A 16116-nucleotide genomic window follows, 5' to 3' on the forward strand; every position below is an offset into this window, starting at 1 on the left:
CGCGCGACGATGAGCGCCGGGCATTCACTGCTACCTCGCTCCATTCATGGTCCGTTCCCTTGTGCCTGGACTTACGGTAAGTAATTGGGAACCCAATGTGATTCCCGATTCCAGCAAGAACGAACTGGGGCCTTATTAACCATCTCATTTTCATTACATATTTGAAAATAAAAACAGAAACATCGTGGATTGGATTCCGGCTCGGCTCCAACTCCTTCTTCCTGCTCGACTTGCCGCGCCGCTCCCGGCTAAGAGGGGCGGCATGATGAAGCTGTTTATCGGTAACAAGGCCTATTCGAGCTGGTCGCTGCGCGGCTGGCTGGCGTGCAAGCTGTCAGGCCTGCCCTTTGAGGAAGTCGTGGTCCCCCTCTATGACGAGGCGTGGGAGAAACGGCGCGAGGGCGACGAGTTCGCGCCCTCCTCCGGCAAGGTGCCGATCTTGTGGGATGGCGACGACATCGTCGTGTGGGACAGCCTCGCCATCATCGAATATCTCAATGAAAAGACCAGCGGCGACCTGTTCTGGCCGACCGATCCCGCCGCGCGCGCCATGGCCCGGTCGATGGCGGCGGAAATGCACAGCAGCTTCGCCGCGCTGCGTCGCGAGCATAGCATGAACATCCGCCGCATCTACGACGCCGTGCCGCCCTCCGAAGCGGTGGCGCAGGATATTTTCCGCATGATGCAGCTCTGGGCGCAGGCCCGTGCGCGCCATGGTGGCGAGGGCGAATTTCTGTTCGGGGCGTTCAGCGCGGTCGATGTGATGTTCGCGCCGGTCGTCACCCGCTTTATCACCTACCAACTGCCCGTCGCCCGCTTCGCCCAGGCCTATATGCAGGCGATCATCGCCCATCCCTGGATGCAGGAATGGATCGGCGGCGCGCAGGCGGAGGACTGGGTAATCGACAAGTTCGAGGTGCCGCCGCAGGTGACGTGAGGCAATGACGGACACGCCCGATACCCCCACCGAACAACGCGCCGCTGAAGCCGCCGCGATTCGCCGCCGCTGGATCACGCTCGGCGAAATGCTGGCGCTGCTGGCGGTCAGTATCTCCGGGTTGACCCTCTATCTCAATTGGTCGGACAAGCAGGACGAGCGCGCGGAAAAGGCGATCGCAAGCCGTCAGGCCTCCGTCCGCGCGGCGAAGCTGATACTCAACGCCCGTGCCGATGGCGACGACCGGCTGCTATTGACCCCGGCCGCTGCCGACCAGATCGTCCAGAGCCAGACCTTCCTCTTCCCCACCGCGCTGAATATTGCGGCCGTATCCACCACGGGCGAAGCGCGGATCGAGGCACGCTGGTTCGACAATGCGCTCAAGCGGGCGCGGGACAAGGACAAGCTGCCCGACAATAGCGTGGGCGACGAAAAGCTGCCCGTGTTCATCACCACCCGCTTCGTGGTGAATGGCGAAGCGCGCGAAGATCGCGCCATCTATGATATTGGCTATGGCATATCGGGTCGCTGGTTGTCGGGCCATGACGTGACACTGCGCGGCCTGTCGCTCGTCACGCGCGAGATGGGTCAGTCCCCCGCCACGCGCGTCGATGCGCGCTGGGCGGCCGTCGTCACCGCGCGCAACTGACGCGGCTCCACGAAAAAGCCCGGCCCTTCGTGGAAGGACCGGGCTTTTTCCGCTCGAAAGGATCGGGGCTTTAGCCGACGATTTCTTCGGGCTTGAAGAAATAGGCGATTTCGGTCGCGGCATTTTCTTCGCTGTCCGAACCATGGACCGAATTGGCTTCGATCGATTCGGCCAGTTCCTTGCGGATCGTGCCCGCATCGGCATTGGCGGGGTTGGTCGCGCCCATGATGTCGCGGTTACGCTGCACAGCATTCTCGCCTTCCAAAACCTGAACGACGACAGGGCCGGAAATCATGAAGGCGACGAGATCGGCGAAGAAGGGGCGTTCCTTGTGGACGCCGTAAAAGCCTTCGGCCTGTTCGCGGCTCATGCGGATGCGCTTGGAAGCGACGACGCGCAGGCCGGCTTCCTCCAGCATCTTGGTGACGGCGCCGGTCAGGTTGCGACGGGTCGCGTCGGGCTTGATGATGGAAAAGGTGCGCGTGACGGCCATGGCCCTCGATACTCCGAATGGGTGGAAATGCTGGCCGCGCCTTTAGACGGGGCCGTGCTGCGCTGCAAGAGGCTTGAAGCCAAAGGCCGCGCTATGGCCCCTGCACCCATTTGCGGCCCTCCTGCCGCCAGAAGCGCGGCTCGACGCCGTCGCGCTTCGACAGGGTCCGCCAGCTTGCCCGCGCACCATCGATCGTATCGGCGTCGAAAAAATAAAAGGCCCGCTCGAATTCCAGCGCCTCGTCGCGCCACACGCCATCGGCCAGCGCGACATGCCGCGCGCCATTGGGGGCGTCGCAGGTCGGGGCGAGCAGGATCGGCTGCACCGCCTCATTCCCCTCGCCCGCCTGCCCATGGGCGAGGAAACTCTCAGGCGGCCCGGCCCATAGCCCCTGCGATATACGCTCCCGCCGATCGGCCGTATCCGCCACCACCAGCAGCCGCGCGCCCAGCCCCAGGATGCGCGCCGCGATGGCGGGCAACACCTGTTCGACAGGATCGCGGTTTAGCTGGTAGAAATCGACCTGCATGATCGTAAAATCCTAACCCCGTTCGCCCTGAGCCTGTCTAAGCCTGTCCTGAGCGCCTGCCTTAGCAGGCAGTCGAAGGGGGCTGTTCTTCTTTGCGCAGAAGGACAGGGCTTCGACAAGCTCAGCCCGAACGGGCGTGGGGGCATCTTACTGCTCGAACTTGTCCGCCACCAATTGGTCGATTAGGCGCACGCCATAGCCGGTCGCGCCCTTGTCCCATGTCGCGCCGGGCTTGTCGGACCAAACCATGCCCGCAATGTCGAGATGCGCCCATTTGACGCCATCATCGATAAAGCGCTTGAGGAACTGCGCGGCGGTGATCGATCCGGCATAGCGTCCGCCGATATTCTTCATGTCGGCGATCGGGCTGTCGATCAGCTTGTTATAGGCGTCGGACAGCGGGAAACGCCACAATTCGTCGCCGCTCGCCTTGCCCGCCGCAACCAGGTCATCGGACAGGCCATCGTCGTTCGAGAAGAGGCCCGCATATTGGTCGCCCAGCGACACCAGGATCGCGCCGGTCAGCGTCGCCAGATCGATGACGACCTCCGGCGAGTAGGTCTTCTGCGCCCAAGTCAGCGCATCGCACAGCACCAGCCGCCCTTCGGCGTCGGTGTTGAGCACTTCGATCGTCTGCCCCGACATGGAGGTGACGATGTCGCCCGGCCGCTGCGCATTGCCGTCGGGCATATTTTCGACCAGCCCGCAAATGCCCACGACATGCGCCTTGGCCTTGCGCCCGGCCAGCGCCTTCATCGCGCCCGCGACCGCGCCAGCGCCGCCCATGTCCCACTTCATGTCTTCCATGCCGGCCGCCGGCTTGATCGAGATGCCGCCGGTGTCGAAGGTCACGCCCTTGCCGACGAACACGACCGGCTTGTCCGCCGTGCCGCCGGTGCCGTCCCATTCCATCGCCAGCAGTCGCGCTTCGCGCACCGACCCCTGCGCCACGCCGAGCAGCGACCCCATGCCCAATTCTTCCATCGCCGCGCGATCGAGGACGCTGATCTTGATGCCCAAGTCAGCGAGGTGGCGGCAGCGTTCCACGAAACTTTCGGGATAGAGGATGTTGGCGGGTTCGGACACCAGTTCACGGGTGAAGGCGACGCCCGCCGCCACCGCTGCCCAACGATCCCAGGCCGCGCCTGCATCGCTCGACACGATCGTCACCGTCTCCAGCGTGGGCTTGGCCTTTTCGGCCAATTTGGTGCGATAGGTGTCGATCCGCCAGCTACGAAGCAGGGCGCCGAAAGCGAGGCGCGCCGCGCCTTCGCCCGTCACGTCGCCGACGAACTCGACCGCGACATGAGTCGCGCCGCTGCTCAGCAGCTTGGCCGTGAGCGCGCCACCCGCCCGCTCCATGTCGGCGTCGCTGCCGCTGCCGGTGCCCACCAGCACGACGCGCACTATTTTGCCGCCTTCTTCCACGAAACTCTCGAAGCTCGACCCGGCTTCACCGGTGAAGCGCGCAGCAGCGGCGCCCGCCACCAGCGTCGCGGACGCGGCGAGCGGCAGGCTGGGCAGCGTGCCCTTGGCAACGGCAAAGGCCAGGCTGTCGGTGTCGGGACGGGTCGGGCTGAAGGCGATATCCATGGATGGACCTTTTCTTGCTATGGGGACGGCTTTGGGGGCGTCTGGCCCGCTGATGTTCGTCAGATAGTGCGGCGAACCGTGTCTGGCAAAGCCGTTCGACCGATTTACCGCAAAAGACCATGGTCGCATGATTGCGGCGCGGGCGAAGCAATGCGATAGGCGGGACGATATGCGCCCCCGTTTTGAGGCTCTTTTTGTTGGTCACGCCCCTTTTCCCGTTTCGTTCCGCTTTGTTGCTGGGCAGCGCTTTGCCCTTGCTGGCGCTGGCCCCGCAGGCTTTGGCCCAGCAACTCAACGAGCCGCCAACGCCCATCAGCGCGCCCGATGCGCCCGTGCCCACCAATGACGACCAGATCGGATTCGCCGCCGACGCGCTCGAATATGACAGTAATCAGGAAGTCGTCACCGCGAGCGGCAACGTCCAGTTACTGCGCGAGGGCAACCGCCTGCGCGCCGACAAGGTGGTGTGGGACCGCGATACCGGCAAGGTCGAAGCGCAGGGCAATGTCTCGCTGATCGATGCGGAGGGCAATATCGCCTATGGTGACCGGTTCGACGTAACCGACACGCTCAAGGACGGCATGGTCGACAATATGCTGCTGGTGCTGCAGTCGGGCGGGCGGCTGGCATCGGCGACGGGCACGCGCGTCAACGGTGTCTATACGCTCAACCGCGCCGCCTATACCGGCTGCGCGGTGGAAGACAGCAAGGGCTGCCCCAAGGAACCCACCTGGCAGATCAATGCGGTCAAGGTCATCTACGATCCGAGGCGCGAACGGGTCAGCTATACTAACGCCAATATCGAATTGTTCGGCCTGCCGCTCATCCCGCTGCCAGGCCTCTCCCATCCGGTCGGCGAAGCGGGCGGCAGTGGTCTTTTGATGCCCAATCTGCGCTATGACCGCAATAACGGCTTCGAAGTCGCGCTGCCCTATTTCTTCAAGCTCGCGCCCAACCGCGACCTGACGCTTACGCCGCATGTCTATACCAATGCGCTGCCCATGCTGGAGGCGAACTACCGCCATCTCTATGATCGCGGCGCCTATCAAGCCACCGGCTTCCTAACCTATGGCAGCCGTGTGGCGACCGGCGACAGCCCGATCGGTACCACCCCGGTCGACGCGCAAAAAGATATTCGTGGCTATATCGACGCCACCGGGGCGATGCAGCTCACGCCGGAATGGAGCCTGGACGGATCGATACGCTTCGCCTCCGACCGCACCTTCCTGCGCCGCTACGACATCAGCCGCGACGATCGGCTCCGCTCGACGCTCGGCGCACAACGGATCGGCGACAACAGCTATTTCTCGATTCGCGGCTGGGCCGTCCAAACGTTGCGCGCAGGCGATTCGCAGGGCCAGACCCCGATCGCCCTGCCGCTGATCGACTATCGGCTGCGGCTGAAAGACCCGCTGCTGGGCGGTGTGCTGCAGTTGCAGGCGAACACATTGGCCATCACCCGCACCCATGGACAGGACACGCAGCGCGCCTTCGCCGCCGCCGAATGGAATTTGCGCACGCTGACGGGCCTTGGCCAGGAAGTGACCTTCACCGGCTATCTGCGCGGCGACGTCTATCATAGCAGCGATAATGATCTGACCACCGTCGCCACCTATGCGGGCAGTCCGGGCTGGCAGGCGCGCGGGATCGCGGCGGCGGCCGTCGATATGCGCTGGCCGTTCGTGGGCGAAGCATTCGGCGGGGTGCAGCGCATAGCGCCCCGCATCCAGATCGTCGCTGCGCCACGTCTCGCCAATCTGTCGCTGCCCAATGAAGACGCCCGCGCCGTCGACCTGGAAGACAGCAACCTCTTCGCGCTCAATCGCTTCGCCGGCTATGACCGGTTTGAGGATTCGACCCGCATCACCTATGGCCTGGAATATGGCCTGGATCTCCCCGACTTCTCGCTCCAGAGCATCGTCGGGCAAAGCTATCGCCTGGACAGCCGGGAAAATATCCTGCCCGACGGCACTGGCCTGTCGGGTCGCACATCCGACATCGTCGGCCGGGTGACCGCACGCTACAAGGATTTCATCAGCCTCACCCACCGCTTCCGGGCGGACAAGGACAATCTGGCGGTCCGCCGCAACGAAGTCGATGCGACGGTCGGCAGCAAAAGCACTTATGTCATGGTCGGCTATCTGCGCCTCAACCGCGATGCCGACGACACGTTGGAGGATCTGCAGGACCGCGAGGAAGTGCGGCTGGGCGGCCGGGTGCAGTTTGCGCGCTTCTGGTCGGTGTTCGGATCGACCGTCATCGACCTGACCGATGCCAAGGAAGATCCGTTGAGCGCGGCGGACGGCTATGAGCCGGTGCGCCACCGGCTGGGCGTCGCCTATGAGGATGATTGCCTGACGCTTGGCCTCACCTGGCGCCGCGATTATGTGGCCAATGGCGACGCGCGAAAGGGCAATGGCTTCCAGCTACGGCTAGCTTTCCGCAATATTGGCATATAAGGATCAGCCTTCCCGCGTCCCGTCAGGACTGGTTAAGGCGGCCCCGCGCATTGGCGCGGGACCGTATTGGAGATTTTTGCCGACGATGCTGCCCCTGGTTCCCCTGCCTTACCGCATCCGCCATTCCCTGCGCTCCGGCCTGCGCACCGCGCTCGCCTCCAGCGCGCTGTTCAGCATGGGGGTTCAGGGCGTCGTCGCGCAGACCGTCGATGACGGCGGCGATGTCGCGAACCAGCAGCTCAATCTGCCGAAGGAAGTCACCGTCTTTGGCAAGAGCGATCCCAATGTCCGCAAGGCAACCGCGATCATCAACGGCCGCATCCTGACCGGCACCGACATCGACCAGCGCCTCGCGTTGATCATCACCGCCAATGGCGGCAAGGTCGAAGCGGAAGAAAAGGAGCGGCTGCGCCTGCAGGTGCTGCGCAACCTGATCGACGAAACGCTCCAGATCCAGGAAGCCGCCGCCAACGACATCAAGGTCGATCCAGCCGAAATCCAGCAAAGCTATGAGCGGGTCGCAGCGAATTTCCGCCAGTCGCCAACCCAGTTCGACGCCTATCTGCGCACGCAGGGTAGCTCGTCGGCCAGCATCAAGCGCCAGATCGAAGGCGAACTCGCCTGGAGCCGCCTGCTCCGTCGCAATGTTCAGCCCTTCGTCAACGTGTCGGAAGACGAAGTGCAATCAGTCATCGACCGGCTGAACGCGGCCAAGGGCAGCGACGAATATCGGATCGGCGAAATCTATCTGTCTGCAACGCCGGAAAATCGGGCGCAGATCATCGCCAATGCGCGCAACATCATTCAGCAGATTCAGCAGGGCGGCAGCTTCCCGGCCTATGCCCGCCAATTTTCCGAAGCCTCGACGGCGGCAGTCGGCGGCGACCTGGGCTGGGTTCGCCCCGCGCAGTTGCCCCCCGAACTGGCACAGGCAGCAGCCGAAATGCAGGTCGGGCAGATCGCTGGCCCGATCGAAACGGTCGGCGGCGTGTCGCTGCTCTACGTCATGGACAAGCGCAAGGTGCTGACCGCCGATCCGCGCGATTCGCTGCTCAGCCTGAAGCAGCTTTCGGTCCTCTTCCCCAAGGGGACGACCAAGGAACAGGCCAGCACAAAGGCCGCCAGCTTCGCCGCCGCGATCAAGGAGATCAAAGGCTGCGGCCAGGCGAACGAAGTCGGTGCGCGGATCGGGGCCGACGTGGTCGACAATGATAATGTGAAGATCCGCGATCTTCCACCTCAGTTGCAGGACATTTTGCTGAACCTGCAGGTCGGCGAAGCCACCCCGCCCTTTGGCTCCATCACCGAAGGTGTGCGCGTGCTGATCGTCTGCGGTCGCGACGATCCGGCATCGGCCAATGCGCCCAACGCCGAACAGATCCAGGCGCAACTGGAAGAAGAACGGGTCAACCGGCGCGCGCGCATCTATCTGCGCGATCTGCGTCGCGATGCGGTGATCGAATATAATTGAGGCCGTCCCTTTAGCACCCTTCGCGGTGCCGCTGGGCGATCCGGCCGGGATAGGGCCGGAGATCGTCGCCAAAAGCTGGGTCATGCGTGAGGCACGCGGCCTTGCCCCCTTCTTCGCGGTGGGCGACCCCTCCGCCCTGCGCGCCGTCTGGCTCGGCCCGATCATCCCGATCAGCGCGCCGGAAGAAGCGACGGCGGCCTTTGCGACCGGCCTCCCCTGTCTCGAAATCGCCAAGGCGGGCGAGATCGTGCCGGGGTCGCCCAGCGTCGATGGCGCGCGCATCGCCTTTCAGGCGCTCGAAGTCGCGGTCGGCCTCGCCCGTTCCGGTTCAGCCGCTGGCATCGTCACGGCGCCGGTGGGCAAGGAACAGCTGTATGGCGTCGGCTTCACCCATCCGGGCCAGACCGAATTCGTCGCCGAACGCTGCGGCGTATCCGCCTATAATGCCGTGATGATGCTGGCCGGGCCATCGCTCAAGGTCGTGCCGATCACCATCCATATCGCGCTGGCCGATGTGCCCGCCGCACTTACCATCGACCTGATCCGCGCCCGCGCCATCACCACGGCCAAGGGGATGCAGAAGAATTTCGGCATCGCCCGTCCGCGCCTCGCCGTCGCGGGCCTTAACCCCCATGCCGGGGAAAATGGCGCGCTGGGCCGTGAAGAGATCGAGATCATCCGCCCTGCCATCGAGCAATTGCGCGCCGAGGGTATGGACATTGTCGGCCCCCTGGCGGCCGACGGCATGTTCCACGCCCGCGCGCGCGAAACCTATGACGTGGCATTGTGCATGTATCATGATCAGGCGCTGATCCCGATCAAGACGCTGAATTTCGACGATGGCGTCAACATCACGCTCGGCCTGCCCATCGTCCGCACGTCGCCCGATCATGGCACCGCCTTCGGCATCGCCGGGACCGACAGCGCCAATCCGGGCGCGATGATCGCCGCCATCCGTATGGCCGAAGCGGCTGCCCGCGCTCGCATCGCTTATGGTTGAAACCCGTCCGGCATTGCCGCCCCTGCGCGATGTCATCGCGCGCCATGGCCTTGCTGCCAGCAAGGCGCTGGGCCAGAATTTCCTGCTCGACGAACAATTGCTCGACCGGATCGCCGCCATTCCCGGCCCCTTGGATGGGCAGCCCGCCTTCGAGGTCGGCCCCGGACCCGGCGGCCTGACCCGTGCCATCCTGCGCGCAGGCGCACGGCTCGTCGCGGTCGAGCGCGATCATCGCTGCCTGCCTGCGCTGGCTGAACTGGAGGAGGCATTCCCCGGCCAGTTGTGCGTCCTGTCCGGCGACGCGATGGAAGTGGATGCCCGTGCCGAGGCTGGTGAGGGCGCGCATATCATCGCCAACCTCCCCTATAATGTCGGCACGCCCCTGCTCGTCGGCTGGCTGTCGGCGGCGTGGGAACCGCTGCCCTGGTGGTCCAGCCTGACGCTGATGTTCCAGATGGAAGTGGCCGAACGCATCGTCGCCCAGCCCGGCACCGACCATTATGGCCGTCTCGCCATCCTGTCGCAGTGGCGCAGCGAGGCGCGGATCGCGATGAAAGTCCATCGCAGCGCCTTCACCCCGCCGCCCAAAGTCATGTCGGCGGTCGTGCATATAAGCGCGAAGTCCTCGCCGGACGGCGTTCAACTCAAGATGCTGGAACGCCTGACCGCCGCTGCCTTCGGTCAGCGCCGCAAGATGCTGCGCCAGAGCCTCAAAGGGCTACCCGGCGCGCTCGACGCGCTGGCAGAAGTCGGCATCGATCCGCAGCGCCGCGCCGAAACCGTCAGCGTCGAGGATTTCGTAGCCGTGGCCCGCCTCCTCAGCCGCTGACGGCGCGCAATCAGTTGCGCTGACCGTCGATCTGCGCGATTTCCTCGTCCAGGTCGCGCAGCACGTCAGCGCGAATACGATCGGACATATGCGTTGCCCGTTCCACCTTCGCCCGCGCCTTCATCAACCCCGCGCGCGCCGATCGCAGCGCCTGCGCCTCGATCTGCGCCTCGCAGATGCGGATACGGATGGCACGACCGCCATTGCTGTCCACCGTCTCGCGCTGGCTGACCGTGCGGTCGCCATCGCAACCCTTGCGGACATCCACCACCGGCACCATCCGGGCAATGTCCGCCTCGGTCGGGATGCCATGAGTCTGTCCCCACTGGTCTCCACGGCTTGCGCTGATGCGCGCCTTTTCCTCGCGCCAGGTCACCGGCGGCGCGGGGGGCACGGGCGGGACCGGCGCGATCATGTCGGCGGCAGGCACGATCGGCTCTGGCGGCACGGGTGTCATCGGCGCAGTTTCGGCCGCGATGGTCGCAGCGGTCGGCACCTCGGCAACGGCTGGCACGGCTGGCACTTCCGGCGCGGTGGCGGCGGCGGGCCGGGCGACCAGATCGCCCAGCCGGGCCAGATCGGCGGATTCGACGGTCTCGCTGATCGCCGCCATCTGCTGCGCGGCGCGGCTGCCCGATGCGGTGAGCGCGAGGCCGGTGGCGGTGACGATGGCGACAGCCGCCATGCCCCAGCTGATCCGCTGAAGCGAAATTTCATGGTGCGAAAGCATGGCAAGCCTCCCCTTGAGTGTAGCAATGCGATTGAGATGACAGGCGGCGACGAATTGCCGCCCGCCTGCGGCTTTCAGGATGGCGCGGCCATAGGCATGGGCCTGGTCACGGCCATAGAGCGAGAGGACGCGCGCATCGCAGGCGGTTTCCTGGTCGGCGCGATAGGCGCGATAGGCGATCCAGGCGATCGGGTTGCACCAATGGATGCCCAGTAGCAGCAGCGCGATCATATTGGCCAGCAGGTCGCCGCGCTCATGATGCGCGCGCTCATGCGCGACCGCCATCTCCTGCTCCAGATCGTCATAGCGCTGCGCGAAATCGAGCGGCAGGACGATCATCGGCCGCAGCACGCCAAAGGCCAGCGGCCCCGATGCCTGCGGGCTGGCGATTGTGCGGATGCGCCCTTCCTGTCCAAGCAATACGGAGCCATCGAGCATATGGCGACGGAAGCGGATATAGCCCACCGCCTGGAACAGCAGGAAGGCCAGCAACCCGATGAACCAGAGCGCGATCCCGGCCTCCAGCCAAGGAAAGCCCGACTCCGATGCCGCTTGCGGGTTATTTGAAAGCGCCAGCAATCCGGGCAGACCCGACTGGTCGACCGCGATATGCAGCGGCGAAGGCGCCGCCACCTCCTGCGGCAGCACCGGCAAAACCATGCGCAGCAACGGCAAGACCCAGAGGCTGTACGCCGCCCCCGCCCCCATCCAGCGCGCGACCGGGCGGCGCAGCAGCATCACCAGCGCCATCAGCAAGCTGGTGGCGATCAGCGTTTCGACGATCCAGACGCTCATGATTTCAGCCCCTTAAGGATATCCTCCAGCTCGGCGATATCCTCCGCCGTCAACTGATCCTGGCTCGCCAACTGCGCGACCAGCGGCGAAATGCGACCGCCGAACAGGCGATTGACCAGCCGCCCCGACTCGCCCGCGACATAATCATCGCGCGCCACCATCGGCCGATAAAGAAAGCGGCGACCATCCTGGTCGGCGGCAATGATATCCTTGGCCATCAGCCGCGACAGCAGAGTCTTGACCGTCTGGACGCTCCAGTCGCGCGCGGCCGCGACGCGGTCGGCAACATCGGTGGCAGTCTGCGGCGACTGTTCCCACAGAGCCTCCATCACCACCAGTTCGGCTTCGCTGATCTTGTCGCTTATGTCCGCCACGCGCCTGCGCCTCCCGTTCAACTACATCTGTAATCGCATCGATTACATGCGTAGTCAACGGAGAAAAGCGAAGAAGCGGCGGCCAATCCCATCAGCCACAAAAAAGGCGGCCCGCACTGGACCGCCTCCTTCAATCTCGCCTTATCCGTCGCGATCAGCTCGCGGCGGCAACGCCCTGATCAGTCATCAGCTGGTGCAGTTCGCCCGCTTCATACATTTCCATCATGATGTCGCTGCCGCCGACAAATTCGCCCTTCACATAAAGCTGGGGAATGGTCGGCCAGTCGGAAAAGGCCTTGATCCCCTGCCGCACGGCCTGGTCCTGCAACACGTCCACCGTGTCATAGGCAACGCCCAGATGCTCCAGGATCGCAATGGCGCGGCTGGAAAAGCCGCATTGCGGAAAGAGCGGCGTGCCCTTCATGAAAAGCACCACGTCATGGGCACCCACAAGGTCGGCGATCCGCTGATGCACGGCGTCGGTCATGATCGAAAGTCCATTCCTGTCTGGCGTCGCGATAGGCCGACGCATACTATCCATGCGATCTTAGTTGGGAACCGCCGTGGTCAGTTGCAAGGCATGCAGTACGCCCCCCATCCGTCCGTCGAGTGACGCATAGACGGCGCGTTGCTGCGCCACCCGGCTCATCCCCCGGAAACTTTCCGCCACCACGCGCGCGGCATAATGGTCGCCGTCCCCCGCCAGATCGGTAATCTCGACCTGCGCATCGGGAATGGCGGCGCGGATCATGTCAGCAATTTCGTCGGCGGCCATCGGCATCGCGGCGGCCTTACTGCGCTTCGATGAACATGCGGCGCGCGACGACCGCCTGCTCTTCCAGCGCGGCGCGCACACCCGGCTCGTCAATCTCGATCCCGGCCGATGTCATGTCGCCCACCAGCTTGCGGATCACATCCTCGTCGCCCGCTTCCTCGAAATCGGCCTGTACGACGGCCTTCGCATAGGCGTCGGTCTCTTCGGGCGTCAGGCCCATTTTGGCTGCGGCCCATTCGCCGAGCAGACGGTTGCGGCGTGCCTGGATGCGAAACTGCATTTCCTGGTCATGCGCGAACATGTTTTCGAATGCCCGTTCGCGATCGTCGAAAGTCGTCATGCCCAAAAGCCCTGTTCAAAGCGGATATCGAAAATCAGATAGGCAGAAGCGCGCGATTACGCAACGGCAGGGATCATCCAGGGGCGATCCTGCGCAACGCTCTTTTCATAGACAGCTATCCCGTCCGCATCACCCAGCGTCAGGCCGATCTCATCCAGACCACCCAGCAGGCAATGTTTGCGGAAGGGATCGATCTCGAAGCGGAAACGATCCTGAAACTGCGTCGTGACCGTCTGTTGCTCCAGATCGACATGGATCTCGTCGGTGCGCGCAACCTCCATCAGCCGGTCGATCGCCGCCTGCGGCAGGACCACGGTCAAGATACCGTTCTTGAACGCATTGCTCGAAAAAATATCGGAAAAGCTCGGCGCGATCACCACCTTGATGCCCAAGTCACCCAGCGCCCAGGCGGCATGTTCGCGGCTCGACCCGCAACCGAAATTGTCGCCCGCGATCAGGATCGGACTGCCCGCATAGGCCGGATCGTCGAAGACATTTCCCGGCTCCTTGCGCAACACCTCGAACGCGCCCTTGCCAAGGCCGGTACGCGAAATGGTCTTGAGCCAGTGCGAGGGGATGACGATGTCGGTGTCGACATTCTTCATCCCGAACGGATAGGCCTTCCCCTCGACGGTCGTCAGCTTCTCCATCAGCGCGCCTGCTTGGCTTCCGCCGCGGTCAGATCTTCGGCCCGGCCGAGCGTCGCGGCCATCGCGGCACTCGCCAGCGCGCCCAGCGTCAGCAGCCAGAATATCTTTTTCACAACGTCATCCCCTCTTGGTCTTTCAATAATTCGCGCACGTCGGTCAGACGCCCGGTGAGCGCCGCCGCCGCAGCCATCGCAGGCGACACCAGATGCGTGCGCGCACCCGGTCCCTGACGGCCCATGAAATTGCGGTTGCTGGTCGATGCGCAGCGCTCGCCCGCAGGCACCTTGTCCGGGTTCATGCCCAGACACGCCGAACAGCCCGGCTCGCGCCATTCGAACCCAGCCGCCACGAAGATGCGGTCCAGCCCTTCGGCCTCTGCCTGCCGCTTGACCAGGCCAGAGCCTGGTACGACCATGGCATGCTTGATGCCGCTGGCGATCCGCCGCCCGTCCAGCAACGCGGCGGCGGCGCGCAGATCCTCGATCCGGCTATTGGTGCAACTGCCGATGAAGATATGCTCCACCGCCACGTCGGCCATCCGCTGCCCGGCGGTCAGCCCCATATAGTCGAGCGACTTTTGCGCCGCCGCCCGCTTGGACGCATCCTCGAAACTATCGGGGTCGGGCACCACGCCTGTCACCGCGACGACATCTTCAGGGCTGGTGCCCCAGGTCACGGTTGGAACGATGTCAGCCGCGTCGATCACCACGGTCTTATCGAACACCGCGCCCTCATCCGTAACGAGCGTGCGCCACCAGGCGACCGCCGCGTCCCAATCCGCACCCTTGGGTGCCATCGGGCGGCCCTGCAAATAGGCAAAAGTCGTTTCGTCCGGTGCAAACAGGCCCGACCGCGCGCCCGCCTCGATCGACATGTTGGCGACCGTCAGCCGCCCCTCGATCGACATGTCGCGGAACACGGAGCCGCGATATTCCATGACATAGCCGGTGCCGCCCGCCGTGCCGATCCGCCCGCAAATCGCCAGCGCGACATCCTTGGGCGTAACGCCAAAGCCCAGTTCGCCATCGACCACGACCGCCATCGTCTTCGACTGTTTGAGCAGCAGGGTCTGGGTCGCCAGCACATGCTCGACCTCCGACGTGCCGATCCCGAACGCCAGCGCGCCGAGCGCGCCATGCGAACTGGTATGGCTGTCACCACATACTAAAGTCGTGCCCGGCAGGGTGAAGCCCTGTTCCGGCCCCACCACATGGACGATGCCCTGCTCGACATCGGCGTCGCCGATCAGGCGGACGCCAAATTCCGGCGCATTGCGTTCCAGCGCTTCCAACTGCTGTGCGCTCTGCGGATCGGCAATCGGAATGCGCTTGCCATCGGCGTCGCGACGCGGGGTCGTGGGCAGGTTATGATCCGGCACTGCCAGCGTCAGATCGGGCCGCCGCACCTTGCGCCCGGCAAGACGAAGCCCCTCGAATGCCTGCGGGCTCGTCACTTCATGGACGAGATGCCGGTCGATATAGATGAGGCAAGTGCCATCCGGGCGACGCTCCACGACATGCGCGTCCCAGATCTTCTCATAGAGGGTGCGGGGTTTAACCATAGTGGCTCCCCCCCTAGACCCGGAATGGCAGGGGGAAAAGGGGGAAAGCCGATGCTATCTTCTGTTTTCTCCGCCACGCAGGCAAGAAAGTTACACCGCGCGATAATCCGCCACGATGCGCCCGGCCGCGCCGATCTCCGCCTCATGGCTATCCTCGCGCCAGGTTTCGGCGAGCGCCGCCGTCTCCCACGCCTGCATCGCGGGCAGCGCCAGCATATGCTCGACCCAGGCCAGTCCCGCCGGGCCGACATCCAGCCCGTAAGTCCGCACCCGATAGGCGACCGGCGCGTAAAAGGCATCGACAGCGGTAAAGACGTCCCCCGCCAGAAACGGCCCTCCGAAGCGCGCAAGCCCCTCCGCCCAAAGCTCGGTCAGCCGGGCGATATCCTTGTTGAGCGCAGGCGAGGGCAGATGCGGCTCCACCCGCACGCCGATGTTCATGGTGCAATCATTCCGCAGCGTCGCAAAGCCGCTATGCATCTCCGTCGCCGCGCACTGCGCCCAGGCCCGCGCCGCCTCGTCCCGCGGCCACACTTCGGCATGGCGATCGGCGAGATAGAGGATGATCCCCAGCGAATCCCACACCGTCCGCTCGCCATCGATCAGCGCAGGCACCTGCCCCGTCGGCGAAAAACTACGGAAGGCGGCATAGTTGGTCGGCTGCAAAAACGGCTCGATCCGGTCGATGAACGGGATGCCCAGCGCGGTCATCAGCAGCCAGGGGCGCAGCGACCAGCTGCTATAATTGCGGTTCGCGGTGATGAGTGTGTAGGCCATGGCAAGTCTCCCTTGGAGGCGCGGGTCGCATATCCCATCGACATCGCAGCGTATAGCGCCAGTGGCTTTGCATCGGACTGCCCCTAGCCAAGCCCTTGGGATCGCGGCACAAGGGGGCATCACGGGCGACGCCCCTCGCCGCCCTTCCCCGATT

At 64.4% G+C, this 16116-nt stretch carries 17 protein-coding genes; 6 read left to right on the top strand and 11 right to left on the bottom strand.

The genetic code is table 11. The features are described from left to right. The first annotated feature begins 262 nt into the window (after positions 1-262). Positions 263-937 carry a glutathione S-transferase family protein gene (locus IL54_RS11340; RefSeq protein ID WP_037475703.1) on the top strand — a complete coding sequence of 225 codons (675 nt, stop codon included), beginning with the start codon at positions 263-265 and terminating at the stop codon, positions 935-937. A 4-nt stretch (positions 938-941) separates the two neighbouring features. Beyond that, the gene (locus IL54_RS11345; protein ID WP_037475706.1) at positions 942-1586 is read left to right on the top strand and encodes a hypothetical protein; all 645 of its coding nucleotides are present in this window, start codon (positions 942-944) and stop codon (positions 1584-1586) included. A gap of 70 nt (positions 1587-1656) precedes the next feature. Here the strand turns inward: IL54_RS11345 and ndk are convergent, their stop codons facing one another. The 3 genes from ndk to IL54_RS11360 form a co-directional block, all read right to left on the bottom strand. Next, positions 1657-2079: a nucleoside-diphosphate kinase gene (ndk, locus tag IL54_RS11350; protein ID WP_037475709.1), complete on the bottom strand. Its 423-nt coding sequence runs from the start codon at positions 2077-2079 to the stop codon at positions 1657-1659. Between the two features lie 91 nt (positions 2080-2170). Next, positions 2171-2608 (bottom strand): DNA polymerase III subunit chi, encoded by a 438-nt coding sequence (locus IL54_RS11355; RefSeq protein ID WP_037475712.1) that lies wholly within the window; start codon positions 2606-2608, stop codon positions 2171-2173. A gap of 147 nt (positions 2609-2755) precedes the next feature. After that, a complete protein-coding gene (locus IL54_RS11360) occupies positions 2756-4201 on the bottom strand; it encodes a leucyl aminopeptidase (RefSeq protein WP_037475715.1) in 1446 nt (481 codons plus the stop codon). 194 nt (positions 4202-4395) lie between these two features. On the opposite strand from IL54_RS11360, the gene IL54_RS11365 reads away from it, so the two are divergent. From IL54_RS11365 to rsmA, 4 genes are all read left to right on the top strand, one after another. Further along, entirely contained in the window at positions 4396-6660 is a 2265-nt protein-coding gene (locus tag IL54_RS11365) for an LPS-assembly protein LptD (protein WP_037475718.1), read from the top strand. Between the two features lie 85 nt (positions 6661-6745). Then, a complete protein-coding gene (locus IL54_RS11370; protein ID WP_037475721.1) occupies positions 6746-8131 on the top strand; it encodes a peptidylprolyl isomerase in 1386 nt (461 codons plus the stop codon). Then, positions 8124-9131, top strand: coding sequence for a 4-hydroxythreonine-4-phosphate dehydrogenase PdxA (gene pdxA / locus IL54_RS11375; RefSeq protein ID WP_237748947.1), 1008 nt, complete (start codon positions 8124-8126; stop codon positions 9129-9131). The genes IL54_RS11370 and pdxA overlap by 8 nt, the downstream gene beginning before the upstream one ends. Further along, positions 9124-9960: a 16S rRNA (adenine(1518)-N(6)/adenine(1519)-N(6))-dimethyltransferase RsmA gene (gene rsmA, locus IL54_RS11380; protein WP_037475726.1), complete on the top strand. Its 837-nt coding sequence runs from the start codon at positions 9124-9126 to the stop codon at positions 9958-9960. The genes pdxA and rsmA overlap by 8 nt, the downstream gene beginning before the upstream one ends. Positions 9961-9970: 10 nt before the next feature. Here rsmA and IL54_RS11385 read toward each other — a convergent pair whose 3' ends face one another. From IL54_RS11385 to IL54_RS11420, 8 genes are all read right to left on the bottom strand, one after another. Further along, on the bottom strand, positions 9971-11485 hold the full coding sequence (locus IL54_RS11385) for a M56 family metallopeptidase (protein WP_037475728.1): 1515 nt from the start codon (positions 11483-11485) through the stop codon (positions 9971-9973). After that, entirely contained in the window at positions 11482-11850 is a 369-nt protein-coding gene (locus IL54_RS11390; RefSeq protein ID WP_037478444.1) for a BlaI/MecI/CopY family transcriptional regulator, read from the bottom strand. Before IL54_RS11390 ends, IL54_RS11385 begins: the two co-directional genes overlap by 4 nt. A 163-nt stretch (positions 11851-12013) precedes the next feature. After that, a complete protein-coding gene (grxD, locus tag IL54_RS11395) occupies positions 12014-12346 on the bottom strand; it encodes a Grx4 family monothiol glutaredoxin (protein ID WP_037475731.1) in 333 nt (110 codons plus the stop codon). A gap of 60 nt (positions 12347-12406) precedes the next feature. Then, positions 12407-12640: a BolA/IbaG family iron-sulfur metabolism protein gene (locus IL54_RS11400; RefSeq protein ID WP_037475732.1), complete on the bottom strand. Its 234-nt coding sequence runs from the start codon at positions 12638-12640 to the stop codon at positions 12407-12409. Positions 12641-12650: 10 nt separating this feature from the next. Continuing rightward, entirely contained in the window at positions 12651-12974 is a 324-nt protein-coding gene (locus IL54_RS11405) for a DUF1476 domain-containing protein (RefSeq protein WP_037475734.1), read from the bottom strand. Between the two features lie 56 nt (positions 12975-13030). Further along, entirely contained in the window at positions 13031-13624 is a 594-nt protein-coding gene (leuD, locus tag IL54_RS11410) for a 3-isopropylmalate dehydratase small subunit (protein ID WP_037475736.1), read from the bottom strand. Positions 13625-13733: 109 nt separating this feature from the next. Next, positions 13734-15185: a 3-isopropylmalate dehydratase large subunit gene (gene leuC / locus IL54_RS11415; RefSeq protein WP_037475738.1), complete on the bottom strand. Its 1452-nt coding sequence runs from the start codon at positions 15183-15185 to the stop codon at positions 13734-13736. A gap of 90 nt (positions 15186-15275) precedes the next feature. Beyond that, positions 15276-15962 (bottom strand): glutathione S-transferase family protein, encoded by a 687-nt coding sequence (locus IL54_RS11420; protein ID WP_037475739.1) that lies wholly within the window; start codon positions 15960-15962, stop codon positions 15276-15278. Positions 15963-16116: the final 154 nt, after the last annotated feature.

Source organism: Sphingobium sp. ba1 (assembly GCF_000743655.1).
Classification (GTDB): Bacteria; Pseudomonadota; Alphaproteobacteria; order Sphingomonadales; family Sphingomonadaceae; genus Sphingobium.

Excerpts from the sequence above, each read along its gene's own strand:
- IL54_RS11400 (WP_037475732.1), bottom strand. The coding sequence starts at position 12,640 with ATGCCGATGGCCGCCGACGAAATTGCTGACATGATCCGCGCCGCCATT.
- ndk (WP_037475709.1), bottom strand. The coding sequence starts at position 2,079 with ATGGCCGTCACGCGCACCTTTTCCATCATCAAGCCCGACGCGACCCGT.
- IL54_RS11340 (WP_037475703.1), top strand. The coding sequence starts at position 263 with ATGATGAAGCTGTTTATCGGTAACAAGGCCTATTCGAGCTGGTCGCTG.
- IL54_RS11405 (WP_037475734.1), bottom strand. The coding sequence starts at position 12,974 with ATGACGACTTTCGACGATCGCGAACGGGCATTCGAAAACATGTTCGCG.
- IL54_RS11345 (WP_037475706.1), top strand. The coding sequence starts at position 942 with ATGACGGACACGCCCGATACCCCCACCGAACAACGCGCCGCTGAAGCC.
- IL54_RS11385 (WP_037475728.1), bottom strand. The coding sequence starts at position 11,485 with ATGAGCGTCTGGATCGTCGAAACGCTGATCGCCACCAGCTTGCTGATG.
- IL54_RS11360 (WP_037475715.1), bottom strand. The coding sequence starts at position 4,201 with ATGGATATCGCCTTCAGCCCGACCCGTCCCGACACCGACAGCCTGGCC.
- leuC (WP_037475738.1), bottom strand. The coding sequence starts at position 15,185 with ATGGTTAAACCCCGCACCCTCTATGAGAAGATCTGGGACGCGCATGTC.
- IL54_RS11355 (WP_037475712.1), bottom strand. The coding sequence starts at position 2,608 with ATGCAGGTCGATTTCTACCAGCTAAACCGCGATCCTGTCGAACAGGTG.
- leuD (WP_037475736.1), bottom strand. The coding sequence starts at position 13,624 with ATGGAGAAGCTGACGACCGTCGAGGGGAAGGCCTATCCGTTCGGGATG.
- rsmA (WP_037475726.1), top strand. The coding sequence starts at position 9,124 with ATGGTTGAAACCCGTCCGGCATTGCCGCCCCTGCGCGATGTCATCGCG.
- grxD (WP_037475731.1), bottom strand. The coding sequence starts at position 12,346 with ATGACCGACGCCGTGCATCAGCGGATCGCCGACCTTGTGGGTGCCCAT.
- IL54_RS11420 (WP_037475739.1), bottom strand. The coding sequence starts at position 15,962 with ATGGCCTACACACTCATCACCGCGAACCGCAATTATAGCAGCTGGTCG.
- IL54_RS11370 (WP_037475721.1), top strand. The coding sequence starts at position 6,746 with ATGCTGCCCCTGGTTCCCCTGCCTTACCGCATCCGCCATTCCCTGCGC.